23 protein-coding genes are annotated in these 25,793 nt (G+C 46.7%); 12 read left to right on the top strand and 11 right to left on the bottom strand.

The annotated features are described in order from the left end of the window. Positions 1–23: 23 nt before the first annotated feature. The 4 genes from ASG33_RS08920 (at position 24) to ASG33_RS08905 (ending at position 4,670) form a co-directional block, all read left to right on the top strand. Complete coding sequence (locus ASG33_RS08920; protein WP_056282782.1) at positions 24–932, top strand: AraC family transcriptional regulator; 909 nt, start codon at positions 24–26, stop codon at positions 930–932. After that, the gene (ade, locus tag ASG33_RS08915) at positions 929–2,566 is read left to right on the top strand and encodes an adenine deaminase (protein WP_200942730.1); all 1,638 of its coding nucleotides are present in this window, start codon (positions 929–931) and stop codon (positions 2,564–2,566) included. Before ASG33_RS08920 ends, ade begins: the two co-directional genes overlap by 4 nt. A 160-nt stretch (positions 2,567–2,726) precedes the next feature. Beyond that, positions 2,727–3,308 carry an RNA polymerase sigma factor gene (locus ASG33_RS08910; protein WP_015815162.1) on the top strand — a complete coding sequence of 194 codons (582 nt, stop codon included), beginning with the start codon at positions 2,727–2,729 and terminating at the stop codon, positions 3,306–3,308. 90 nt (positions 3,309–3,398) lie between these two features. Then, positions 3,399–4,670, top strand: coding sequence for a replication-associated recombination protein A (locus ASG33_RS08905; protein ID WP_056282775.1), 1,272 nt, complete (start codon positions 3,399–3,401; stop codon positions 4,668–4,670). Here ASG33_RS08905 and ASG33_RS08900 read toward each other — a convergent pair. After that, entirely contained in the window at positions 4,664–4,903 is a 240-nt protein-coding gene (locus ASG33_RS08900; RefSeq protein ID WP_056282771.1) for a hypothetical protein, read from the bottom strand. The two genes, ASG33_RS08905 and ASG33_RS08900, sit on opposite strands and share 7 nt — an antisense overlap. A gap of 152 nt (positions 4,904–5,055) precedes the next feature. Here ASG33_RS08900 and ASG33_RS08895 point away from each other — a divergent pair, with 152 nt between their 5' ends. Then, entirely contained in the window at positions 5,056–5,589 is a 534-nt protein-coding gene (locus tag ASG33_RS08895) for a YfbU family protein (RefSeq protein WP_056282767.1), read from the top strand. Positions 5,590–5,770: 181 nt separating this feature from the next. Here ASG33_RS08895 and ASG33_RS25535 read toward each other — a convergent pair whose 3' ends face one another. The 3 genes from ASG33_RS25535 to ASG33_RS08885 all read right to left on the bottom strand — a co-directional run bounded on the left by ASG33_RS25535 (position 5,771) and on the right by ASG33_RS08885 (position 10,377). Beyond that, a complete protein-coding gene (locus ASG33_RS25535; RefSeq protein ID WP_031527555.1) occupies positions 5,771–5,965 on the bottom strand; it encodes a hypothetical protein in 195 nt (64 codons plus the stop codon). A gap of 117 nt (positions 5,966–6,082) precedes the next feature. Then, positions 6,083–6,583 (bottom strand): hypothetical protein, encoded by a 501-nt coding sequence (locus ASG33_RS08890; protein WP_056282765.1) that lies wholly within the window; start codon positions 6,581–6,583, stop codon positions 6,083–6,085. A 164-nt stretch (positions 6,584–6,747) separates the two neighbouring features. Beyond that, positions 6,748–10,377, bottom strand: a complete 3,630-nt coding sequence (locus tag ASG33_RS08885) for a putative Ig domain-containing protein (protein ID WP_056282760.1) — start codon at positions 10,375–10,377, stop codon at positions 6,748–6,750. Positions 10,378–10,924: 547 nt separating this feature from the next. On the opposite strand from ASG33_RS08885, the gene ASG33_RS08880 reads away from it, so the two are divergent. Then, a complete protein-coding gene (locus tag ASG33_RS08880) occupies positions 10,925–11,569 on the top strand; it encodes a response regulator transcription factor (RefSeq protein ID WP_056283526.1) in 645 nt (214 codons plus the stop codon). A 4-nt stretch (positions 11,570–11,573) separates the two neighbouring features. On the opposite strand, the gene ASG33_RS08875 is transcribed toward ASG33_RS08880, so the two are convergent. Beyond that, the gene (locus ASG33_RS08875; protein WP_056282756.1) at positions 11,574–12,623 is read right to left on the bottom strand and encodes an aldo/keto reductase; all 1,050 of its coding nucleotides are present in this window, start codon (positions 12,621–12,623) and stop codon (positions 11,574–11,576) included. A gap of 173 nt (positions 12,624–12,796) precedes the next feature. Between ASG33_RS08875 and ASG33_RS08870 the strand changes: the two genes are divergently transcribed. From ASG33_RS08870 to ASG33_RS08860, 3 genes are all read left to right on the top strand, one after another. Then, complete coding sequence (locus tag ASG33_RS08870) at positions 12,797–13,135, top strand: DUF3592 domain-containing protein (protein ID WP_056282753.1); 339 nt, start codon at positions 12,797–12,799, stop codon at positions 13,133–13,135. Between the two features lie 374 nt (positions 13,136–13,509). Further along, the gene (locus tag ASG33_RS08865) at positions 13,510–14,040 is read left to right on the top strand and encodes a gluconate 2-dehydrogenase subunit 3 family protein (RefSeq protein ID WP_056282750.1); all 531 of its coding nucleotides are present in this window, start codon (positions 13,510–13,512) and stop codon (positions 14,038–14,040) included. Positions 14,041–14,067: 27 nt separating this feature from the next. Continuing rightward, positions 14,068–15,789: a GMC oxidoreductase gene (locus ASG33_RS08860; RefSeq protein WP_056282747.1), complete on the top strand. Its 1,722-nt coding sequence runs from the start codon at positions 14,068–14,070 to the stop codon at positions 15,787–15,789. A 71-nt stretch (positions 15,790–15,860) separates the two neighbouring features. Here ASG33_RS08860 and ASG33_RS08855 read toward each other — a convergent pair whose 3' ends face one another. Next, positions 15,861–16,091, bottom strand: coding sequence for a DUF433 domain-containing protein (locus ASG33_RS08855; protein ID WP_056282744.1), 231 nt, complete (start codon positions 16,089–16,091; stop codon positions 15,861–15,863). 32 nt (positions 16,092–16,123) lie between these two features. Continuing rightward, positions 16,124–16,873 (bottom strand): DeoR/GlpR family DNA-binding transcription regulator, encoded by a 750-nt coding sequence (locus tag ASG33_RS08850; protein WP_056282741.1) that lies wholly within the window; start codon positions 16,871–16,873, stop codon positions 16,124–16,126. Positions 16,874–16,945: 72 nt separating this feature from the next. Between ASG33_RS08850 and ASG33_RS08845 the strand changes: the two genes are divergently transcribed. Continuing rightward, positions 16,946–18,082 carry an MFS transporter gene (locus tag ASG33_RS08845; protein WP_056282739.1) on the top strand — a complete coding sequence of 379 codons (1,137 nt, stop codon included), beginning with the start codon at positions 16,946–16,948 and terminating at the stop codon, positions 18,080–18,082. Here ASG33_RS08845 and ASG33_RS08840 read toward each other — a convergent pair. Continuing rightward, a complete protein-coding gene (locus ASG33_RS08840; protein ID WP_082489157.1) occupies positions 18,079–19,191 on the bottom strand; it encodes a BamA/TamA family outer membrane protein in 1,113 nt (370 codons plus the stop codon). The genes ASG33_RS08845 and ASG33_RS08840 overlap by 4 nt on opposite strands. 167 nt (positions 19,192–19,358) lie before the next feature. Here ASG33_RS08840 and ASG33_RS08835 point away from each other — a divergent pair, with 167 nt between their 5' ends. Then, positions 19,359–21,473, top strand: a complete 2,115-nt coding sequence (locus ASG33_RS08835) for an alpha-amylase family protein (protein WP_056282734.1) — start codon at positions 19,359–19,361, stop codon at positions 21,471–21,473. A 28-nt stretch (positions 21,474–21,501) separates the two neighbouring features. Further along, complete coding sequence (locus ASG33_RS08830; protein WP_056282732.1) at positions 21,502–21,978, top strand: group II truncated hemoglobin; 477 nt, start codon at positions 21,502–21,504, stop codon at positions 21,976–21,978. A gap of 48 nt (positions 21,979–22,026) precedes the next feature. Here ASG33_RS08830 and ASG33_RS08825 read toward each other — a convergent pair whose 3' ends face one another. From ASG33_RS08825 to ASG33_RS08815, 3 genes are all read right to left on the bottom strand, one after another. Continuing rightward, entirely contained in the window at positions 22,027–23,436 is a 1,410-nt protein-coding gene (locus ASG33_RS08825) for an alpha/beta hydrolase-fold protein (RefSeq protein ID WP_056282729.1), read from the bottom strand. 72 nt (positions 23,437–23,508) lie between these two features. After that, positions 23,509–24,699 carry a DUF1624 domain-containing protein gene (locus tag ASG33_RS08820; protein WP_229238598.1) on the bottom strand — a complete coding sequence of 397 codons (1,191 nt, stop codon included), beginning with the start codon at positions 24,697–24,699 and terminating at the stop codon, positions 23,509–23,511. Positions 24,700–24,770: 71 nt separating this feature from the next. After that, on the bottom strand, positions 24,771–25,670 hold the full coding sequence (locus ASG33_RS08815; protein ID WP_056282725.1) for an ROK family protein: 900 nt from the start codon (positions 25,668–25,670) through the stop codon (positions 24,771–24,773). Positions 25,671–25,793: the final 123 nt, after the last annotated feature.

Here is a 25,793-nt window from a genome sequence, read left to right as displayed (position 1 = left end):
AAGGATTAATCCTGTAATTATTTATGAAACCGCAGCTGCTCAAAGTACCCAAAGGTTTGCAAAAATCTTTCAGCATCCGGCAGGATGTGGTACTCTACTTTTACAATCGCTGGCATTATCACCCCGAACTTGAACTGATCCATATTGAACAAGGCTCTGGAACCCAGTTTGTTGGTGACAATATCAGCAGCTTCCAGAATGGGGACCTGCTGCTGATCGGACCAAACCTGCCGCATTACTGGCGATGTGATGAAAAGTATTTCGATCGTGAAAGCCAGTTGTACGCACAAGCTACCGTATTACACTTCTCTGAAGATATTTTTGGCAAATCCTTTCTTGAACTTCCCGAAAACAAATCCATTTCAGAATTGCTTGTAAAAGCCAGGTTAGGGATGAAGATCTCCGGCGCAGGTACCCAGACTGTCAAAAAGCTGCTGAAAGATCTTTTAGACCAAACCAATGGAAATTCCATTATTTCACTGCTGCAAATTCTCGAAAGCCTGTCGCATTGTGCCGACGTGGAGTTGCTGACTGATACGCCCAACCTTCATGAATACGATCAGTTTGACACCGACAGGATCAATCACATTTACCAGTATTCCCTCAGTAACTTCCAAAAGAAGATATCCATTGAGGAAATATCGGAGGTGGCCAATATCAGTCCGCATTCATTTTGCCGGTATTTCAAAAGCAGGAGCAGGAAAACGTATTCCCAGTTTTTACTCGAACTTCGCATTGGTCACGCCTGCAAGCTGCTGTCGGAAGCCAAGCTGCCTATTGCCCAGGTATGCTTCGAAAGCGGTTTTAACAATTTTGCCAATTTCAATAAGTACTTTAAGCTGCATACCGGAAAAAGTCCGATGCACTATCAGAAAGAATTCAGGAAAATCCCGATTTCCGGGCACCTTACCACGCTCAATCCCGCATTATGAAAGTCAATATCGTTGATATACAAGAGAAATTAGTTTACGCCGCCGAACTGGAAATGGCAGCCGGCAGGATAGTTCGCATTGAAAATACAGGCCAGGAAGATCCTCACCTTCCTTATGCGATGCCAGGATTTATCGATGCGCACGTACATATAGAAAGCGCCATGCTCACACCCGCGCAATTTGCCCGGCTTGCGGTAGTGCATGGTACCGTAGCAACCGTTTCAGACCCACATGAAATCGGCAACGTATTGGGATTGTCCGGCGTTGAATTTATGATTGAAGACGGTAAGCGCGTGCCATTCAAGTTTTGTTTTGGCGCACCTTCCTGTGTTCCGGCCACTGTTTTTGAAACAGCCGGCGCGACCATTGACGCAGAGCAGGTCGGAATGCTGCTCGCGAAGCCGGAAATTGGCTACCTGGCCGAGGTAATGAATTTTCCTGGTGTATTGAATGAGGATCCGGATATGATGCAAAAGATCGCCTGGGCAAAGCATTATAATAAGGTAATAGACGGACACGCCCCCGGACTGCGTGGTGAAGCAGCCAAGAAGTATGCATCAAACGGCATTAGTACTGACCATGAATGCTTTACGTATGAGGAGGCACGTGAGAAAATTGACTATGGTGTCAAAATCCTTCTCCGCGAAGGAAGTGCGGCCCGCAATTTCGACGCATTGATCCCGCTCATCGCAGAGTTCCCGGAATACATGATGTTTTGCTCCGATGACAAGCACCCGGACAATCTGGTAGAGGGACATATTAATGTACTGGTCAAACGCGCGCTCGCGCTCGGCTACAACTTGTGGGATGTACTGCTCGCCGCTTGTATCAATCCTGTGCTGCATTACAAGCTGCCGGTAGGCTTGCTGAAAGTTGACGATCCTGCAGATATGATCCTGGTAAATAATCTAAATGATTTCCGGATTCTCGAAACGAGGATCAATGGCGAAACTGTGGCTGAGAACGGAAAAACGCTCATTTACGACCTTAGGAGCGCGCATCCAAACCATTTTGAATGCAGCTTTAAGAATGCGGACGAATTTGGTTTATCAACTGATAGCAAAGAAAACGAGATTGGAGTAAGGGTAATAGAGGTGTTTGACGGTCAGTTGATTACCGGAGAATTGAATGCGGCCGTGCAGGTGAAAAACGGAAAGATTGCAGTTGATATAGATCAGGATATCCTGAAAATAGCTGTCGTAAACCGGTATTCGGATATCAGACCGGCAGTTGCATTGATCCGGAATTTTGGCCTTAAATCCGGCGCTATTGCATCTTCTGTCGCGCACGATTCACACAACATTATCGCTGTGGGTACCAGTGACGAAGCAATTGCGAAAGCGGTTAACCTGATTATCGGGGCAAGGGGTGGCGTTTCTGCTGTCGGAGTTGAGGAAGAGCAGCTGCTTGCCTTGCCTATTGCCGGATTGATGAGCGACGAGGATGGCTACAAAGTAGCGGCGGCTTATACGGAGATTGATCAATTTGTGAAAGACAAGCTGAAATCTACCCTAAAATCGCCTTTTATGAGCTTGTCATTTATGGCATTACTTGTGATACCTGCATTGAAACTGAGCGACAAAGGCCTTTTTGACGGCGCAAACTTCAATTTTGTGCCATTAAGTATTCGATAAGTTACATAAATCAGGAAATAGCAACATTAAACTTTGAAATATAATTTTCTGACGAAAATATTTTTTAAATACGTTTTTTTATAAATATATTTACAAGTGTTATAATGACCCTTATTATTACATTCCAATTCCTAACCCCAATCAAAATCCTTTCCAAACAATGGCTCACCTACGCTACAAGCAAGAAGAAGAACTCTGTTTTTGGGATCAATTCAGAAAAGGCGATGAAAATGCTTATGCATGCCTGTACCGCTCTTACGTTCACATTCTTTACCAGTACTGTTCACAGTTTACCATTGACAAACCATTAATTAAAGACTGCATTCACGACCTGTTCGTTGAACTCTGGAGAAACCGAATGACGCTGGGTGATACCACTTCCGTTCGGTTTTATCTTATGGCGTCAATTAAAAGAAAACTGGTGCGCCACCTGAATGCACAGCAAAAGCACACCAGCAACGAAGATATCCCGGTGGAATACTGGCATATCAACACTCCTTCCCACGAAAACCACCTGATTTCAGAAGAAGAATTCGAATCGACCAACCAGCACCTGAATGTGGCGATCAATGGACTTCCACGCCGCCAGCGTGAGGCGATCTTCCTGAAATTTTACATGAACCTGAATAACCACGAGATCGCCGACCTGATGAAAATCAACATTCAATCGGTATACAATCTTGTTTTTGGTGCCTTGGGTAATCTTAAAAAACAAATGACACTTGACAGGCTTACATTCTAAGCTTTTTACTATTTGAGAAGAGAAGCGTGGCGAACTTAGCCACGCTTTTTTTGTTGATATGGGTACCATTAACAAACCAGATACACCTGAATGACGCTTTTAAGCACCCCGCTTGCAGAACGTTTGCGCCCCCGAACCTTGGATGATTTTGTTGGCCAGGAAAAATTGCTGGGTCCGAAAGGCCCGCTGCGCCGCGCCATTCTACAAAATGCAATCCCTTCGATGATTTTCTGGGGACCGCCAGGGGTTGGTAAAACTACGCTTGCATTGCTGATTGCGGAAACGACCAAACGCCAGTTTTACAACCTGAGCGCGATCAGTTCGGGTGTGAAAGATCTGCGCGAAGTGCTGGCGCGACCTTCGGGTCTTTTTCCTGCTATTTTGTTTATTGATGAAATACATCGCTATAATAAAAGTCAGCAGGATGCATTGCTCGGCGCAGTAGAAAAGGGACAGGTTACTCTGATCGGAGCGACGACGGAAAACCCTTCTTTCGAGATCAATTCCGCTTTACTCTCCCGTTGTCAGGTTTACATTCTTGAAGCTTTCGGTGAGGATGAATTGAAAAACCTGATCAAAAGAGCGCTTGAAAAAGATAAATGGCTTAGCGAGAAAAACATCAGGTTTGATTCCTTTGATGCATTATTCAGGCTTTCGGGCGGAGACGGCAGAAAATTACTGAACCTGCTCGAACTCGTCGTGTTGGCAAAAGGTGAGGTAACTGAAATTGAGATTACAGATGAATGGGTGGTCGAGGTTGCCCAGCAGAACATTGCACGATACGATAAATCGGGAGAGCAGCATTATGATATCATTTCTGCATTCATCAAGTCGCTGCGTGGAAGTGACCCGAATGGAGCACTTTACTGGATGGCGCGGATGATCGTTGCCGGCGAAGATCCTGCGTTTATTGCACGACGCATGCTGATCCTGGCTTCGGAAGATATCGGAAATGCAAATCCTACCGCTATCATTATGGCAAACGAATGCATGCAGGCCGTAAATGTAGTGGGCTATCCCGAATGCCGCATTATTTTATCTCAAGTGGCGATATATCTGGCAACTTCTCCGAAGAGCAATGCGAGCTACACGGCAATTTCTGCGGCAATGCAGGCAGCTGAAAAAACCGCGCATTTACCCGTTCCATTGCACCTGCGCAATGCGCCTACCAAACTGATGAAGCAAATCGGTTACGGAAAGGATTATAAATACGCCCACGAATTCGAGGGCAACTTTGCGAAACAGAACTTTCTGCCCGACGAGATCAAAGGCAGCAAATTTTTTGAACCCGGCAGAAATGCACGCGAGGAAGAAATCCGGAAAAAGCTGCAAAACTGGTGGGGAGACTGGTACGATTACTGATCTCCCGCGCTCCTGCGCCTTTCTTCAAATCTGGCATAGGAAAGATCCGGCTTGTGCGTGATGTCCATTTCTTCATTCCATTCTTCAGCCAACTTTCCGGCCAATTTCTGCATGTTTTCTTCGGTTTCCCGGCTTGCTACAAATGCGGCGAGCTGTTCCGGGGTGGGCGGCAAGGTGGCATTCCCGTGCAGTAAATCGTTCGCGCCCTGCGAAGGTTTCTCAGTAGTTTCCATGATCAAAAGGTAAGCTTAGCGGAAATTGAGTAAGAATAAATACAAAGATGCGTGCATTGCTTCAAATTTCTGAGCGCCCGTTGATTAATCTCATATCTTTTGCTACATTTTGCTACTAACTTGCTCGCAATACCACAGCTATCTATACGAAAATGATCCCTGAAAGCATCTCCCTGCTGCAACGCCAGCTCCTCATTAATCAGTGCAAAATTCTGGCAATTATAGGTGACGAAACCGAGAAGGATGCCAACGAAAGAAGGATAGAAATCCTTGAAAAAGGCTATACAGGTCTTTACCCGAAAGTATTTAATACACTTTATGAAGAGGTACCAATCAGCGTTTACAATGAAATTTCGGACATTATGAAAATGTATGGCCGGATTAATGACTCCATTCGGCTGCTGACAGACGATGAAAAAGAAACACTAGACCTCTCTTCTCTCGAATTTGAAGGTTTTGATGAAGACAGTGGAATGCACTATTATATGATGTCGTACCTGGTTGACAGGATGGATCAGCATGGCGAGTATAAAGGCAGACAGCTAAAATCGCACAAAGGGACTTCTATGCTTAAATACAACAGAATGCTGTCTATTTTCTCAGAGTACGAAAAGGCAGAAAAACTGCAATATTCTGCATCTGATTTGAAGAAGTTTATTGAGGTACTTTCCCTTAACCCAGCTTAGAACCTTTTCTACTTAGAAACAACAAATTATATAATTGTTTCCAAGAAAAGTCTCGGTTATGAGTTAACAAATCATTAATTTTGATCCTGAAAGCCAGCAATGGTTTTCAATAACGTTGAGTAAAATCAAACATCCCGGATACATTTGCATCCGGGATGTTTTTCTTTATATAAGATCGTTATTAATTCAATTGCATTTTTCGTAGCCGTGACGCGTTACGCTTCATAAAAAGCCTGTCTCCGACTGAATAATTCTGGTAGTGGCTCCCCTTTTTCAGTTGTGCTATCAGCCACACTCCAACGCCGCCGGCAACCAGCAATAACACAAAGAACAGATACGGAAGTATCAGGTAGAAGTTTTGAAGTAGCTGTGCCATAATTTTCAGGTTTTTAGTCAGGATGTTTTACACTACTGACCTTAAACATGAAAATATCATACCAGGCTTTTGCAAGCGTTACAGTATGAATTTGAGGAATTTACACCACAACTTAACTTAGAATCTGGCGTTGGCGACCTTGGTGTCGCAACCTACTACGCTGTTGTTGACGTACCCGGCACTTACGCCGGAAACCTTGTAGGACTTACCAGGCGCAACAGCCGCTTTTACGTTGACAATCTTGGAGGTAACCACCGACTGCGTTTCAGACAGGTATTTAAATTCCACATCTACGCTCGACAGTTTTTTGTCTGTTCCGTTCACGATTGTCATACTGTGGATTGCTACCCCACCGACGGAATGCCACTCATTATTCTGAATCAGGATCTTTTTGAGTAGCGCCTCTTTGGCATTCATGGAAAATGTAGCCGCTGAGTCCGAATTGGAGATTACTTCGGTTTTGGAAACCGCTTCTTTTTTCTCCTTTAAAAAATCGAATTGTTTGTAGTAATAAAGAATGTAAATAAACGCGCAAACCGGCAAAATAGCGCTGACCCATTTAAGTACGACAATGGCCGCTTTTTTCCATTTACGTTTTTTGCTTTTTCTTCCGGGCATAAGGTGCGATAACTAGGCTAGGTTGTACAAGAACTTATTGCGCAAATATATGTATATATCGCAGCTGTCAAATATATTCGAGTGTATTGAGGCGAATCCGTTGAATAAAAAAACAAACCGCCGGATAAATTCCGGCGGTCTGAATGTGTATCGTGTTTACAGGGCTACTGTTTAACAAATCTGTGCGTCGACACATTGCCGTCAAGCTGGATTACTTTGACAATGTAAGAGCCAGTCGACAAATTAGTGGTGTTGATACCGGCAGAAAACGCATTGCTGGATTCAAACACTATTTTTCCAGCTGCATTGATCACTTGTACCTGCTTCACTTTTGACCAGTCGGTCAGCGTGATTTTCAGCATTTCACCTGATCTTACCGGGTTTGGAGAAACAAAGCCAGTGGATCCGAATTTTACCTCCCTGATCTGGCTGTAAGCAAAGCTTTCGTCGAGGTCGACCATTTTCAAGCGGTAGTAATTCATTCCACCTGCCGGCATGTTATCCGAGAAGTTGTAGTACTTCATCCCTTTGCTCTCCTGAGCAGATTGAACGGAGCCTATTTTCGACCAAACCTTACCATTTTGGCTGCGTTCCACATCGAAGCGGTCACTGTTTGCCTCTTCGGAAGTAGCCCAGCTGAGCGAAGTAGTTATGCCCTCCGCGATGGCGGTGAAGCTGGCCAGGGTAACGGGTAGCGAACTGTCCTGTACATTGATCTGGTATGTTCTCTGTCCAATCCGGTTGCCATTTGAATCCCTCACCTCTACAAGGAAAGTGTAGATACCCTGTGAATTTTCATCCGGGAACCCGCTGATCACTCCCGTATTCGGGTCGATTGACAATCCTGGTGGCAGCCTGTTGAAGCCAGTTCCTGACACAACTGAATAAGTTTCACCCTCACCTGTGTATGTTGCAACACTTACAGGATTCACTCCATTATATGCAGTGGCTACATAAGCATTATAAGGAATTTCATTGAATGTCAGACCTGGTGTCAGGCAACCATCTGCAAATGGTGTTACAAATGCTCCGTAAACCCGAACCTGATTAAGCAAGCCAGCTAGTGAATTAACAGAAAGCCTGATCTCGTCAAACGGCTGGGTAGCTGTAAAGTTCACATTGTAAATATCGTTTTCCGTACCATTGCCAATCAATGGAAGCAGCAGACGTAGGGCGATCAGCGTATTACCTGACGCAGTTTCGCCGGTTGGCTGTCCATTCAGGTAGGTAGAGAGTGTCAGCGACTGGAGTAAATCCAATGAAACAATCCCTTGAAGATCCTGGATGGTAAAACCTGCGACTGTTCCTGCACCATAAGTTACCACGCCGTTTTTCACAGAAACGGACGCAGAGCCTGCTGCACCTACCGGAACTCTTAGCACTGCAAAGTCCGAAGTAGATGCGGTAATGACGTTGTTCGCATCCTGCACCTCACATAATGCACATACACCTGTCAGACCTGTGCGGGAGCTTTCCACCACGACCGGCTGTGCGGGAGCAACCAGTAAGCCTGTTGTTCCGCAAACAACCGGATTGTTGTTGCACATCTGCTGAATAACCGCATTGTAAATACGCACTGTACCAAGTGGCACATTCAAGAGATTTGTAAATTCAATCTTAACTTCATCAAACACATCCTCTGCAACAACTCCAACTGTCTGGCGGCCGGATGATGTAAGTAGCCCCGCTCCTACCAACAAGGCAGTTCCAGTGTATCCAGTACCCGCCGAGTAAGCAGTTTCAGCGCCGTTCAGATAAGTCCGGATCCGGATCGCTGCCAGCGCATCCACATTCAGCAAAGAGCCGGTAAGGATATCGAACCCGGCGTATGTGCCGGCAGGATAGTCGGTGATCGCATTTTTAACAGAAAATCCTGCTATGTTGCCTACTGCTGCAGCCAGATTGATGCTCGCGTAATCGTCGGAAGACGACCCATCCACAACAGCCTGCGATTCTGTGATTTGGCAATTGGCACATAGTGCAGAGTTGATCGCGGTATTAGCTGCATTTACAAAAACTGCATAGTTTGGATTTGTTACATTAACCGGTGTATTGCAGGTGAGCGCCCCATCATTACAGAAGTTTGTAATCACAGGTCCGTAAACCAGCGTTGTAGAAGTAACATCTGCCGTTTGCTCGACCGTGATCCTGATTTCGTCAAATTCCTCATTCGTCACAAAACCGACAGTTTGACGGGAGCCGGTGAGTACGCCGACATTGATCAGCCCTCCCGTGCCACTTTGAGATTCCTGCTCTTCTCCGTCAAGGTAAGTCGTAATGGTAATGTTTTTGAAAAGGCTCAAACCAACCAGCTGCGCATTACCAATCGAGAACCCTGCGAAAGTACCAGCCTGATAAGAAATCCCCTCTTTTTTAACAGATATAGAACCTTCTGCACCCACAGCAGCCAGAACGTTAATGGTGGCAGGGGTATTTACATCTGCGTCTATCACATTGTTTTGATCCGAGATAGAACAAGCCACACAGGCAGTTCCGGAAAGACCGGTATTGGTAAGACCAACTGTGAGCGGATAAGCAGGAGCTGTCAGTTGCGTAGGTGTGTTACACGCCAGCGCGGGACCTTCTGCGAAGCGCTGGAAAACCGCATTGTAGATTCGCGTTTCACCTACGAGTAATCCCAAGCCGTTGAAAATAATGCGGACTTCGTTAAAAGGTCCGGTAGAGGTAAAACCAATTGTCTTCCTGGTGCCTGCCGACAGCAACTCTCCCGATACGACAAGGCCGGTGCCCGATTCAGAGTCAACAACTGTTCCATTCAGGCTTGTTTGTATGGTAATATCAGATAGCAAATTAACCTGCAGCGTACTTGCTGTACTTATTTCAAATCCGGCGAACGTTCCGGAGGGATAAGTAGTGACATTATCATGAACCTGAAGGAATTTAGTTCCTAAGCTACCTACCAACTGAACAAGGCGCGCATAATCATCTGTACTTCTGCTGATCGCATTTCCTTCATCAACGATGCCGCCCACAGTTAAAAGTTGAGCGAGGTTCCCGCCACTGCTGGATGCAGTTACATTAAAATCAGGTAGGCTCGCGTTTTTGGCAATATTAACAGGGAAACTTGGCGTTGTGCAGTAATTTACCTGAAATGCGTTGTATACGTTTACAGATTCTTCAACGGTACCGCAGCCGGTAAGTAATGGTTGTGCATTCAAAGTGAGCGATATCTCAATACCGTTAAAACTACCGCTACCTGTTGTTACAAATCCGACTTCATAAAGGTTTGACCCGATTTGAGAGATTATTGGGGTTGAAGTTGATGAGACACTGGTCCCGTTTAATGTCGCTGCCACGTTCACACTGGCAAAATCCGCCAGATCATTACTGGTTATAAATCCTACATAATTGCCTAGCTGGTAAGTAGTACCAGAGGGACTTTCCACCCTGATCACTCCTGATGCATTTGTGGCCGTACCACACAGTGTGCCACTACGGGTCGCCCGCAGTGTAACCTGAGCAGATGTCGCAGCATCATTGTCCGTCAAATTAGAGGTATTTGCTACAGTTGTCTGATTTCCTCCGCTATTGGGGGCTACTGTTGTCGTTACTGTCAAATTGCCAAACGTTGGTGCCGAAAAGTTGGTCTGATCGTTACAAACCAGGTTTGACTGCTGCGCAAAGGAAGCTTGCGCCAGCATTAACAAGCTCAGTATCAAAGCAAAGAACTTGCCCGTATATTTTTTAAATGATCCTGGTTGATCCGAGAATATGGCAGCGTCGTGGCGGCCTGAATATTCCGATAGATAGTGGTTTTGAAAACGTGTTGTCATAGAAAAGATGAGTTAGTAGAGTAATGGCATAGGCTGGAAAACCCGTATGCTGAGATGATCGCAGAACAGAAGGACCAAGGTTTAGCGGAACGGCTTCCTGTTCAAAGCCCCGGAGAACGTGTTAGAAAGGCGACTGGTAATTAGGTAGCTGATGAAGACATAGTTTGCGAATTAAATTGATGTGAATAGACAGATATAGTCCTATTTATGCGCAGCAATAGTTCTATATGCCACAAATATTGTCCATTAAACCATCAAAGAAAACCCGCATATTTTTACTATAATTTTACCAGTTGTTTATAGTAGGTATCGAATTAATTTTAGCTACAAAGAGGAAAGGTATTTTCGACAGGAATAGCCTCGTCCGGTAAATAAATAGTATTATTTTTCGAAGGAAAAATGAAGCTTAATCCGAATAAATGGCTTTATTTAGGCATTATTCACCATTTGAACACTTAAAATCGTGTTATCTGCGTAACTGAAAACCAGATTGCAGACACATGTAAAAGCTTTAAAGCCTGACTTTGAAGCCAATCACGAAAATGATATGAGAATTGCACTTGTAGACGTAAACCTACTTTTAATTGACTCACTAAAACAGCTGCTACTACAAAATCCGGAGTTCGATAGTATAAACACATTCATTACCGGAAAAGACTTTTTGGAAGAGTTGGCAGACGAGTGTCCGGACGTAGCAGTAGTAAACTCATCAATAGTAGATGAGGAAGGTCACGATATGCTCGAAAAGTGTAAATCAGCTTTGCCCGACGGGCTGAAAGTAATCGTGCTTTGCGACGAGCCTGACGTTCACGTAGTAAAAAGCACAATCAAACGCGGAGCACACGGCGTGTTGTCCAGGTATACCTTATTTGAAGAATTCAGTGAATGCATTTTTGCAGTAGCCGCCGGCAAACAGTTTATTGGCACAGCATTGAAGGATATGCTGATCAATAGCGTATTTGCCGGCGAGCAGCTCGCTTTTCACCTGTCGCCCAGGGAAAATGAAGTATTACAGCGGGTATGCGGCGGCCACACGATCAAGGAGATTGCATACGATCTCAAATTGAGCGTGCATACCGTACAGTATTACCACCGCAGTGTAATGGACAAAATGAAGGTGAAACGCACGACTGATCTGATCGTGTACGCAATCCAGCACAAGCTCTTCATTCCCGAGCTGCAAAAGCAATAAGGCGCTAGCTGCGATTCAAGCGATCGTAAAAATCAGGGAGCGGATTGAGATCCGGATTTTTTCTTTGATGCCAGTACGGATATACAGGCGCTTTCTCGCTAGCTGCATCGAGTTTCTTTACCTGATCGAGGCTGAGGTTCCAGCCGATAGCGCCGAGACTTTGTTTCAGCTGGTCCTCGTTTCTGGCACCAATAACAATGTTGCTCACTGTTGGGCGCTGCAAAAGCCAGTTCAATGCAACCTGCGCGACTGTTTTCCCGGTTTCACCCGCCACCTCGTCAAGCACGTCGATCAGATTATAGAAAAAGTCCTCCGGAATAGCCGGCCCCTCTCCCCCGCCCTGCGCAATGCGGCCATCTGCGGGAATGGGCTGATTGCGGCGGTACTTACCTCCCAGTCGGCCAGCCGAAAGCGGGCTCCACACAATGGTACCAACGTTTTGATCCAACGCAAGCGGCATCAGCTCCCATTCAAGCTCCCGGCTCAGCAAAGAATAATGTGCCTGGTGCGCAATGTACTTCGACCAACCATACCGTTCAGAAACGGAAAGGGATTTCATCAGATGCCAGCCCGAGAAATTAGAACAGGCTATATACCTGATTTTTCCAGCACGAACCAGATCGTCCAATGCACTTAGTGTTTCTTCAACGGGAGTTACGCCATCGAAACCGTGCATGTGGTAAATATCTATATAGTCGGTTTGCAGGCGACGCAGGCTATCTTCGCAGGCTTTTACAAGATAAAACCGCGACGAGCCGAAATCGTTGGGCTTGCTCCCCATTTTAAATGTAGCCTTTGTAGACAGGATAATCTGGTCGCGCATTCCGATAATTGCTTTACCAAGTATTTCCTCAGCTGCACCTTGTGAGTACACATTCGCAGTATCGAAAAAGTTGATTCCAGCGTCCATGCACAGGCCCACCAGCTGTTTAGCCTCGTCCACCTGTGTGTTGCCCCAAGCCTTAAAGAAGTCTCCGCCACCGCCAAAAGTCCCGGTACCGAAGCTCAGCACAGGCACTTTCAAGCCCGATGCGCCCAATTGTCTGTATTCCATATCAATGACAGTTTAATAATTTAGATAAGTTGCCCCCGAGGATTATAGAACATTTACTACAAACCATCACAAACTTATTTCGGTTGCTCATTGCTGTTCAGCCTTTGAATAATCGCGTTTGCGAAAGGCTTTCCGCCGTCCTTAATTGAGCTGCGCTCAATTAAACTAAAAATATGCAAACATTCTTACTGACCGGCATTATTGTCTTCGGCATTTCGACACTTTTAAAAGTGATCCGAAAACGTCTGATAAAGCAATGTAAGAGCGATATCGCAACGCATGGCGAAGAAACTGCGGCTACGATCCTGGATGTTGAAATGCTGAATGCAGCGCGCAGCGGCCCGATTGCCAAAATAAGGCTGAGATTGCAGGTCGAGCCAAAAAGAATGCGGAACTACGTGATTGAATTGGACCGGTGGACAAAAGTGTCAGAACTGGCCGCATTGCGGATCGGCGCGCGCATTCACGTAAAATATGATCCCAGCAAACCAAAGCGGGTGATTATGCTTTAATGCCTTCTGGCATAGGAAACGTCATTTTAAGACTTGGCAGGATAATGATTCGGCCTTCATTTTGAGCCAAAAAAATAACTTCCCTGAAATCTCAGAGAAGTTATTTGCATTATTTACTCAACGTTCCTCTATTACTTAACCTTTTCAGTCATATGCCGACCGGGGAGATCGGCGATCTAGAAAGGCCTAGAATATGCTTCAAATATGCTACCTCAAAATCTACCTTCAAATATTTGATGAGCAAGCGGCGCTGTTGGATTAACAATCGGGAATTTCCATCATTCCTATCCCAAATTGCTGGTTTGAAAAGAGATCAGTGTTATATTTAAAGATCAATTTTACCTTTTCGTATTTCACCATATCAAACCCAATCCATGAACCGTAGAGAAGCTGTTCAAAAAATAACCTTCCTCATGGGAGGTACCCTCTCGGCCCCTTTAATGGCCGGGATCATGGGGGAAAAGTTGAATTTTGGCCCTTCTATTTCCATTACAGAAAGCCAGGAAGCGCTTCTGGCAGAAGTTGCTGACGTAATTATTCCCACTACCAGCACGCCAGGCGCCAAAGCTGCCGGTGCAGAGAAATTTATAACCCGCGTATTGCAGGATTGTTACGCGATCGACGAGCAGAAGAAGTTTTATGCCGGCCTCGATCAGGTGGATGCATTGAGTAAGCAGACTTACAACAAGGGATTTGTTTCACTCGATCAAACGCAAAAGAACGAGATCATCAAGAAAACTACCGTTGCTGACAAGCCTTTTTTCCTGCAGATGAAAGGATTAACTGTGACAGGTTACTTTACTTCCGAGATCGGCGCTACGCAGGCGCTCGACTACCTGCCGATCCCTGGCCGCTTTGATGGTTCTTGGCAAATGCCAAAAGGCCAGAAAAGCTGGGCACTTTAATCCAAAACCCTGCTAAATCTATCAAAAATGGCGAATCTCAATATTGACGCATTAAAAGAAAACACTTACGACGCAATCGTGATCGGTTCTGGCGTATCCGGCGGCTGGGCCGCAAAAGAGCTCACTGAAAAAGGGCTCAAAGTACTGATGCTCGAAAAAGGCAAGAACCTGGAACACGTGACAGGTTACGAAAATGCATTGAAAGCACCCTGGGAAACCAAGTACAACGGCCGTTTAACCGTAAAACAAAAAGAAACACACCCATTCCTTTCCCGCGATTATCCCTATAATGAGAATACCGAGAAGTATTGGATGAACGATATGGACGCACCTTACGAAGAGAAAAAGCGCTTCGACTGGTTCCGTCCTGATATCGTCGGCGGTAAGTCCATTATGTGGGGAAGACAATCGTACCGGCTCAGTGACATCGACTTTGAAGCCAACCTGAAAGATGGTATCGCAGTTGACTGGCCGATCCGCTACAAAGACATTGCTCCCTGGTACTCTTATGTTGAAAAACACGTGGGTATCTCGGGCGAAAAGCTGGGCTTGCCACAGTTGCCGGACAGCGAGTTCCTTCCTCCTATGGATATGTATTTTGTGGAAAAAGAGGTAAGGAAGCGCCTGGAAAAGGAATTCCCCGGACGCACAATGACAATCGGCCGCGTGGCTAACTTGTCCCAGCCTACGAAAATTCAACTGGAAGGGGGCCGCTCTCCGTGCCAGTACCGCAACCGCTGCTCTTACGGTTGTCCGTACGGCGCTTATTTCAGTACACAATCGAGTACATTGCCACCTGCGGTTAAGACAGGCTTGCTAACACTGCGTCCTGATTCTGCTGTAAAGGAAATTATGTACGACGGCAAAAAAGCAGGCGGAAGAGCAACCGGCGTGCGGGTGGTGGATACTAAAACATTGCAGGAAAGAGAGTATTTCGCGGGTATCATCTTCGTTTGTGCCAGCGCAATTGCTTCTGCGGCATTATTGCTTAACTCCACCTCCGACCGCTTTCCAAATGGAATGGGTAACGATTCCGGCGAGCTGGGTCATAACTTAATGGACCACCATTTCCGCACCGGCGCAAGCGGCGTCTGGGAAGGTGACCTGGACAAATATTATTTCGGCCGGCGCGCAAACGGTATCTATGTACCGCGCTACCGCAACATCGGATCCGACAAACGCGACTACCTCCGTGGTTTCGGCTACCAGGGTGGTGGCGGCCGGCAGGGCTGGCAACGCAATGTGGCCGAACTCGCTTTCGGTGCGGATTTCAAAGAAGAGCTTACCACACCTGGAAGCTGGACAATGGGCTTCGGCGGTTTTGGGGAGACACTTCCTTACCATGAAAACCACATGTACCTCAGCAAAGAGAAGAAAGACAAGTTTGGTATCCCTACTGTCGTTTTCGATGCAGATCTTCGCGAGAATGAAAAGAAAATGCGCGTGGATATGATGAATGATGCAGCAGAAATGCTGGAAAAATCAGGAGTTAAGAATGTAAAAACCTATGACAATGGATCTTACCTGGGAATGGCGATCCATGAAATGGGCACAGCAAGAATGGGACGTGATCCTAAAACCTCTGTCCTGAATGGAAACAACCAGTTGCATGCTGTGAAAAACGTGTTTGTAACAGACGGAGCCTCCATGACTTCCGCCTCCTGCGTAAACCCGTCGCTCACCTACATGGCGCTCACAGCCCGGGCAGTTGACTTTGCTGTTAAAGAAAGTAAGAAGAAGAATATCTAGTAAAACGTAAAACGGTCGCCTTTAATAAGCGACCGTTTTACGTTTCAAAATATTTCAAGAATACCTTGCTTTCAGGCAGATACTAAGATCCGTGTATTCTCTTCGCGATTAGCAGCGAATGCAAGGGCAGCCAGGATGTCTTCTCTGGTCAATGATGGAAAGTCTGCCATAATATCGTCGTAAGACATACCATTAGCCAGCCACCCCAAAATATCCAAAACCGCAATGCGCGTCCCGGTGATGCACGGTTTGCCAAAACGCACCTGATTATCTATACTGATTCGTTCCTGCCAGCTTTTCATATCGTCTCTGTTTTACTCAAAAATACATATTCTCAAAGAACTTTAACACCCTCTGCGCGGAACGGCAGCAACTTTGGATTTGCTGCATCCAGTTCGGTAATAATGCATTGAAGGTCAGCGATCGCACATACGCGATAGCTTTCGAAAGTTTCGAGCTTTTCAAAGGTGCTTAATGCAACTGCGCTGGCGGCGTTTTGAAGCATAGCCTGTTTCAGCTCGGCTTCTTCCAGATAGCTGGCAGTAACACCTTTATTTACATCCAGCGCGCAAACACCCATAAAATACAGATCCGCCTGAAAGTTCATGACCATTTTGATTGCCTGCGTCCCCACGATCGTCTCCAACTCCCGAAAATAAATGCCTCCCAGTAAAATCAACCGGATACCCGGATACGCCGAAAGTGCTGGAATAATTGCGGTATTGTTTGTAATTACCGTCAATTTGATGTCCGTAGGAAGCAGCGAAACAAGTGTGAAAACCGAGGTACCACCGTCGAGGAATATCGTTTGTCCGCTCCTGATCAACGACTGGGCTTTTAATGCAATCACTTCCTTATCATCTTTCAGGTAACTGATCCGCTCTTTGAAAGTCAATGGATTATGCGAACGTGGAATAGCTCCCCCCCGTACTTTCATTAACAAGCCATTGTTCGACAAAGTGTCAATATCACGCCTGACCGTATCCTCGGATACCTGCAGCTCTTCACTCAGTTCTGCAAAACCGACTTGCTGGTTATCCTGCAATTTGGCCAGAATATAAGAGAAGCGTTTCTCCTTTAACATAACAAAAATAGTTTTTGCAATATTATGCAAATTTGCATTAGTTTGCAAAACGAAATACGAACTACTATCCTGATGAATGAACAAGTAAAGATCAAACGGGCACGCAAAGCAGTTTTACTCATTTTCCTGGTTTGCGGCATTGGGTTGTCGAGCTGGGCACCTATGGTACCCTTTGCCAAAATCCGGCTGGGCCTCAATGATGCCGATCTTGGCGTCGTACTACTCGCACTTGGCGCCGGCGCGATCTTTACAATGCCGGTTTCCGGGTTTCTGATCAACAAATACGGCAGCAGGGTTATCGCATTGATCTCCGCATTCGTGATCGCTGCCTTACTTCCTTTGCTGCTGCTAACCACTTCATCCTATCAGCTTGCCGCAGCCCTGTTCGTCTTCGGCGCAGGAGTAGGTTCCATTGATGTGGCGATGAATGCACAGGCGGTACTCGTTCAGGATCGCTTCGGAAGCCACATTATGTCCTCATTTCACGGATTGTTCAGTGTCGGCGGACTGCTAGGTTCAATCGGACTCGGGTTTTTGATTAAGGCAGGATTATCGCCCAACATCGCCGCTATGACGATCTCCGCGATGCTCGTACTTATTACCGTCACCCAGATCAAACACCTGCTGCCACATTCAGAAGAGGCAAAAATGGATAGTACCAATTTCGTATTACCCAAAGGACCTGTGCTGGTTCTCGGCATTATGTGCTTCATTATCTTCCTTGCAGAAGGTTCTATGCTCGACTGGAGTGCGGTTTTCCTGCAATTCTCGCGCGACTTTGATCCGTCACTTTCAGGAATGGGTTATGCTGCATTTTCGGTGGCAATGGCCGTCATGCGCCTTGCCGGCGACGGGATCATCCATAGGCTCGGGCCAGCAAAAGTAGTTTTATACGGAACACTGCTGGCCGGAACAGGCTTTCTGATTGCCGTGCTGGCTCCCTGGGCTGCTACGACTTTGTTCGGCTTTGTACTTGTAGGATTAGGTGCAGCAAATGTGGTTCCTGTATTCTTTACAGCTGCGGGCCGCATTCCCGGCATTCCTCCATCCATTGCCTTGTCAGCAGTGACCATACTGGGCTATTCGGGACAGCTCGCCGGGCCGGCTTTGATCGGGATCATTGCAGAGATCACCTCGCTCTCAGCGGCACTGGGATTGGTGGGCATACTGCTTTTTATAGTTGCATTTGGTTACAAGCACCGTGATTAAAATGCTTCTCCTGTAAACAAGTAAAAGCCCGGGCCATCTTTGGTAAAACCAACATCCAGACGCAGAAATATGTCTTTTTTAGGAAAAAGCAAGTAACGCAAACCTACTCCGCCAGACGGGCGGATGTATTTGAACGAGAAGTCCCTGATCCGTGGCCCGACTACCGCCGTACCCGCGAAAGCGACTGCGCCAAAACGTTTGCTGAACCCAAATGGAAGCCAGCGATGCTCAACCTGCGTAGCCAGCATACTCTTATCGCGGTACCTGCCGTAGTAATAGCCGCGCATGATCATCTCGCCGCCCATTAATGCAAGCTGGTTGAACGGGACATTGCCAGTGTTGAAATTTCCGTAAACCTGCCAGGCCAATACATTCCGGATGCTGGTCGGATGTGATCCTCTTACATCAAGGTTGATTGTTCGGAAGTTTTGATTGCTGCCCAGTGCCGGACTGTATTTCAGAAAAGATATTTCTCCAAAAAACCCTTTTCTCACATTAAGCACATTGTGCCGGGTGTCATATACGAGCGCCGCGCCCAGTCCGATATTTCTGGCTCCGTCGGCGCCAAGCGGCTTGTCATAAAAGTGATCGTCGGGCTGTTCAAAACCGGCATTATAAAGCTGCTGGTAATCAATTTCCGGGCCTGCGAAAAGATCAGGAACGATTTTACGCAAGACCCTCTGCCTCAGGAGAATGTAGTTCGCATCGATCAGCGCAGGATCTTTATCGGGTGTTTTGGGACCAATGCCATAATAAAGTAATGGAAAACGCTGGAAGCGGGTACGTCCAAGAAAAAACCATTTGTCCTTATCTCCATATATCGCATTGTCGAGCCAGATACCGTACTGCCCCTCCAGAGTCACGAACGTAAAAGCCTGAACCTCGCTCAGGCGGTTGAGTGTATCTTTTTTTGCCTGAAAAATCAAAAGGGATGACAAGCCAAACTCAAAGCTCGTTTCAGGAGAATAACCTAATGTGGGATAAATCCTGAAACTCGACTCGCCAGGAGAAGTAGTATCCGATACCGTTTTTGCAACAAAACGCTTAAACCAGTCACCCTGACCGAAAGCGGCAGGTATGTTCGTCACCACAGACGCAAGCAGGAACAAAAATGTAAACTTGTTCAATTTCAGGATACTTAGGAGTTATGAGTAGCAATAGCTTACTACGTTAAAAAATTAAGCCAGCTTCTATTTGGCTCTTCGGGATACCTTGAAATGCGATTTTCCAAGTAGATACAAAAACACCGGCCCCTTTTCAGCGAAATGAACATTATATGATGAAATACCTTTTCCTAACCATTCTGCTACTACTTTCCACGATCACTTTTGCCCAAAACACTACAAACAAGGAGCTTTGGTGGAAAAGGAATAACCTGCGCGTCATTCAAATGAACCTGCCCGACTACGAGGCAGCTACAATTCACGCAGATTCTGTTGTGGAAGATCTCGTCAAGTGCTCAGCCAACACGCTGCTCATCAATGCAGGCGGTATTATGGCTTTTTACCCTACCAATCTGGACTTCCATTATCAGAACCCACACGTAAAAAACAATGTGCTCGGCGATATCATACGAAAATGCCATGAACAGCAGATCAAAGTAATTGTCCGATTCGATTTCAGCCGTGTGCATGAAAGCATTTTCAAAGCGCATCCTGAATGGTGCTATATCTCACCGAAGGGCGAAAGGATCATCAATACCGATATGTACGTGGTTTCCATCAATGCGCCTTATGTGCAGGAGAAATCCTTCCAGATCATTGAAGAAGTGATGGACAAATTTCCGATCGATGGTATTTTCCTTAATATGCCGGGTTACCAGGTCAACAATCCCTACGAAGGCAAATACCACGGCATTGATCAGAATGAGTTTGACAAAAAACGCTTTGCTGCGTTTTCAGGCGGGCAGCAGTTACCTACCGAAGAAAACAAGGCGGACCCTCTTTTTCAGAGATACCTGGAATTCAAAAAACATACTGTCGAAGACTGGTCGGAGCGGCTGCACAAGCTGGTAAAGTCCAAAAACAAGCAAGTTGCGATCTGCACCTATTCCGATAAGTTCGTGGATATTATCCGCCACGAATCCCAGAGCATGACAACCCTTCCCTACTGGCCGTATTCCGCGAGCGACAATGTTGGCAATGCGGTAAACTCCTTTCCGGACCACATTATCAGCAATGCAAGTATCCAGCAAATTTCTTTTCAGTCGAGGTACAATGCAGTGGAACCGCAGGAAGTACAGATCCGGCTCTATGAGAATATTGCAAATGGATCAGGCTTGGATATGAGCATGATGGGCGATATGCGCGGCTATGAAGACGAGCGCAATTTTGAGGTTTTCAGAAAGGTATATGCATTTCACAAGAAGCATGAGCCCTATTTTGGCAAATACAAATCCATTGCGAAGATTGCTGTCGTGGCTCCCGGCGCCTGGCCAAGCGGTGATCCGATGCAGGAATACCGCGGCATCCAGTTGATGTTGCGCGAGGCACATATCCCATTCGATATCATTGAAGACGGGCAGATACACAACCTCGCAGAGAAAGTGAAAGGCTACAAGCTGCTGATCCTGCCTGAGATCACTTACCTTAAACCCGAGGCTTTGCAGGTTTTGAAAGAAGCCGTCAATGCAGGCACGCACGTGATCGCCACGAACCGCACCCTGTTCGACAGTCCGGAAACTTTGCAGACGCTGTTTGGCGCAAAGATCGAAAAGAAAGACAATGACGGCGCGGGCAACTACCTCGTGCCCGACAACCGTGCGATATTCAAAAGTTTTGCTGGACAGAAGATGATTTTCTGGAAATTCAATCTCGGTTTGTATGACCTGTCAGGTGCTGACCAGAAGCTGCTGCCGGTACTTGCAAAAGGCCGCCCCGGTCCGCCCGAAATCATCGGCGGCCACGATCCGACAGGCTACTATGCAATGGGAATCAAAAACCACCCTAAAAGCAAGGCGCTTATTTTTCCTGTTAACCTTGGTAAAATCTACTACATGCACGGGTACCAGGAACACAAAAACCTGCTTCTGGACGCAATCAGTTATGTTTTACCGGAAAACACACGTCAGATCAGAACCAATGCGCCGGCAAGAGTTGAAACTATTTTAAAGGAATTTACACGGAATACCGTCAACAATAATAACAGCGGACAAACAAGCGACGGTTTGATCCTGCACCTGATCAACCTGACCGGTTTCAGTGGCAATACCTATTTTGAACCTTTGCCTTTGTACAATCTGAATTTTCAGTTTGAATGCGAGAAAAAACCTGAAAAGGTATTCTCCCTGGCCAGCGGGAAACCTGTGAAATTTGTCTGGAAAAATGGCCAGATTCAACTTGAACTTGCCGGACTGAATGGATTTGACGGGATTGTTATGGAGTGGAATTGACAGATTAACATCGCTAAACAGCACTGAAATGAGTGAATCCGAAAAATCAGTACCTACTTTGTACGAATGGGCCGGCGGAATGTCCACCTTCGAAAACCTGACGCAGCAATTTTACAAAAAGGTGCTGAATGACCCGTTGCTGGAACCGGTTTTCAAATACATGTCGCCGGAACATCAGCTCCATGTTGCCCATTTCCTTGCAGAGGTTTTCGGTGGCCCCGAAATGTACAGCAGCGAAGAAGGCAGCCACTTCAAAATGATCCAAAAACACTTATCCAAACACCTTACCGAACAACATCGCCAGCGCTGGGTCGCGCTGCTGCTGGAAACTGCTGATGAACTTAACCTGCCCGACGATCCCGAATTCCGATCCGCATTCGTCGCTTACATTGAATGGGGCACGCGCATTGCGGTGATCAATTCCAATGCCGAAACACTTGAAATGAACCCGGACGAACCGATGCCGAAATGGGGCTGGGGCGTGCCGGGCGGCCCTTATATTTGATCTACCGATGTTTGGGCCCTAGTGGGCCCTTTTGGGAATACTGATGCTTTATAATTTTGGTGGAGCGGGCTTTGTTGGGGTTTCAGATGCAGCTGTGCTTTTTGTGTTTAATTTACGTTTGTAGATTTTGTGGGATGTGGTTGCATATAATTCGTTTGAATCTTTTCCGCCAAATGCAACCTTTAACGGTACACCCTCAGGCATCGGGATAATTGCATTTACGCGACCGGTTTGATCTAAAATCTGGATACCGGCTGCGGTTGCCACATATATGCGGCCTTCCATATCACACACCAGCCCGCCGGCCAGCGCGCTTTCTTCTGAATCATTCACGTGCAGCCAGCCATATTTCTGTCTATGCGCCTTTGTTCCGTCTCGCTGGATCTGCGAGGACCATACCCAATGGGATGCGGGTTCTGTCTCGTAAAGCAGCGTCTGATCAGGGGACAATGCCCGATTGGCACCGAGTTTGGCTTTTGACTTTTTGGCAAGAACCTGAGCGCCGTCGTTTGCTGCTTCCCAATCCTGTCCCTCGATTAAAATCGAAGACAATACCTGATTTTGCGAAGTACCTTTCTTCACAGGTTCAGGCCAGTTTTTCCATAAATACCGCATTGCTTCCGGAAATATAGCCGAGCCGTGTTTTCCATTGTGCCCGCCTTCGCCCCATTGATGCAGCACCTCGTAGCCGGCAAATGTAAGCGCACGCAACATGGTCTGGTTCGCCATCCACCAGTCACCAGCGTAGATGTTCAGATCGTTAGCACCGTCCTGCATGTAGATCCGTATTGGTTTTGGTTCAAATTTGCGGACCAATGTATGGTAACGGTCGGCGCCTCGCAGACCTACATAAGTCCCGATTGCGCTGAAAACGCGGGTAAATGCATCCGGTCTCTCCCAGGCGGCGGTAAATGCACAAACTGCCCCGCTGCTTGATCCGCCTATGGCCCGGTCGTTCCCGCTTTTTGAAAGGCGGATTGCTCTTCCGTCGCTTGTTTTTTGCTTCTCTACTTCCGGCAGAAGCTCTTCCAGGATAAACTTTGCGTAAGCATCGCCTAATCCGTCGTACTCAAAACTGCGGTTAAAGCGGTCATTTGCCTTTGCCGGATCAGCGGCTCGTACCTTTCCATGCATCACAAATACGCCAATTGTTACCGGCATTTCTTTGCTGTGAATGAGATTGTCAAAGACCGTTGGCGCATTCCATTGGATCCCGTCCTGGTTCACATACACACAGGCAGGCTGATCCGGTTTGTACTGTGCAGGCACGTACACCCAGTATTCGCGCCAGGTACCGGGGAATATTTTGGATTGTTCAAATGTAAATTTCAGGATTTCGCCTTTCGGCACATTGGCTTGTTGTTGCGAAGCAGGATCAACCGGGTAAGTTTCAGCATTGTCTTGCGCCAAACTCCGGAAAGCGCACAGGCACAAAGCCAGTGAAAACAGGTATTTCATTACAGCAATGTTTAGGTTGTTGTAATAAAATGAAGATGATAAAATTCTACTTGCCAGGGTTAAAGAGACAAGCTATAAGTAGCTCAGCCACCATTTGCGCTCACGGGCCCGGTATTCACCAAACCGTTTACAGGGAATGTAAAGAGCCAGCACGATCAGGATCCAGATAATGTAAACCCAGCCAAGCCCGTAACCAAAATCATCAGGACGAAACTTAAAAAACAGCTTATCATCCGTAGCCTGCGCCCAGGTGTAACCCGAAGCAAGAACCGCGATTGCACTCACCAGGTGTATCAGATAGAAATGTACCAAAAAGAAGAAAAACGGCACTTTTCCATAAACCGTGAAGAAGCGGGTAAATGCATTATTCCAACGCTCTGAAAAGGCTAACAGCAGCAGTACCGGACCTTGTGTTGCGAGTGTGAATATCAGCGAAGGCGGGTATTTACGTACATTCATAAAAGACAGAAAAGTACGAAAACTCTCCTGCTGCACGCTCCACGGCGCAGGGTCGCCATATTTATTGATAAAACGCAGCAAAACAAAAAGGATCGTCAGCACGATGCCTGTGATCACAAGGATCTTTCTGCGGTTTTCAGCTGGAAAGCTCCGGTTATAGAGGGTACCCAGTCCGTAGCCGGACATCATAATGCCAGCCCAGGGCACAATCACGTACAAAAATGCAATGTTACCCCCATCACCCCGCGGAATGAACGTACCTGCTCCCGTAAAGAATATACCGAGTACAATGTCGGCAGGAGAATTGGGCACCAACTGAATGTAATCCAGAAGATTGTGGGCAAATACGATAACCAGTCCGACAGCTAAAATAGCTTTCGGAGACAGGAAACGTGCCAGCAAACCAAGCAGGATCATACTCCCGCCCAAAGCCCAGAGTACCGCCAGCAGGATTGTTTTGAAGGTAATATCAAACGTAAAGCCGAATGTCATGAAGACTATATCCACCAGGATCAGCCAGAAACCGCGCTTGATCAGGAAAGAAGAGGTACTTGCCGGCGTTTTGTTCTGCCCGGACAAATAGGCGGAAATGCCCGAAAGTAACATGAAAGAAGGTGCGCAAAGGTGGGTAATCCAGCGCGTAAAGAAGAGCATTCCCGTCGTAGTCTTCGGATCGAGCGGGTCGCCGGTGAAAGCGGTAATGTGGAAGTAATCACGGACGTGGTCCAGCGCCATGATCACGATGATCAGGCCCCGGACAATGTCAATGGATTGGATACGCTGAACTGCCTTCGCGTTTGTCACTGTAATGGAGCGTTATGGTTTAACGAACTATTTTTCAAACGACAGACCGGCACTGGTTAATAGCGTGAACTTTAGAGCAAAGCTGCGCCAAAAACACCCGCACTGTCTCCCAGCTTGGGTTTCACAATCGGTGTGGTAACCACACCTTTGTTAAAAATGTACTTTCTGATCCGCTCATAACCCGCTGTATAAAGCAAGTCCACATTACCTACCCCACCACCAATTACGATCAATCCCGGATCGATCACATTGATCAATGTGGAAATGGCGCGGCCGTAATATTCAAGCAGCCGCTCGATCGTAGCACTCGCGTGCACGTCATTTCCTTCTCGGTACCTTTCCAGAATCACTTTCATGGTAAGACGCTCGCCACTTTGCTGCTCGTAAAATCTCTCCAATGCAGGACCAGAAATAACCTGCTCCACACAACCGGCTTTACCGCAGTAACAAGGCTGGCCGTTTTCTTCCAATATATTGTGGCCCCATTCTCCGCCGATACCGTGGTGACCGGCAATGATTTTATTATTCACAACCAAACCGCCACCGACTCCGGTACCCATGATCACACCGAAAACAACCTCGGCTGCATGGTGCTCCTTGCCCGCTCCCATTAGCGCCTCTGCCAATGCAAAACAGTTGGCGTCATTTGCAAGCTGACAGGGTACATCGAGAATTTTCTGCAAATCAGCTTTGAGCGGCATTCCGTTCAGGCAGGTAGTATTGGAGTTTTTCATCAGCTGAGAATCCGGTTCCAGTACTCCTGGCGTAGCAAACCCGATTTTGGTCGGGCGCTCTCCCACCTGTTCTGCTACCATATCTATCAGTCTCTTGATCTGAGACAAAATATGCTCATACCCTTTCGCCGATTCAGTCGGCAGGCGCATTCTCGCAATCACTTCCAGATTCTGCGCAGAGTCCAGCACCGCACATTCTATTTTAGTACCTCCTAAGTCAATCCCCCAGAGTTTCATTATTTGTAATCTCTTGTTTAAATGTTTTTGGCTGGTAGCTGGTAGCTGTCAGCTATGAGCTGTTAGCTGTTAGCTGTTAGCTATTAGCGTTTGCTATCTACTTAACTGTAATATATCCTATGT

It is taken from the genome of Dyadobacter sp. Leaf189 (assembly GCF_001424405.1).
GTDB lineage: Bacteria > Bacteroidota > Bacteroidia > Cytophagales > Spirosomataceae > Dyadobacter.
This window is presented reverse-complemented; position numbering and strand designations above follow the sequence as displayed.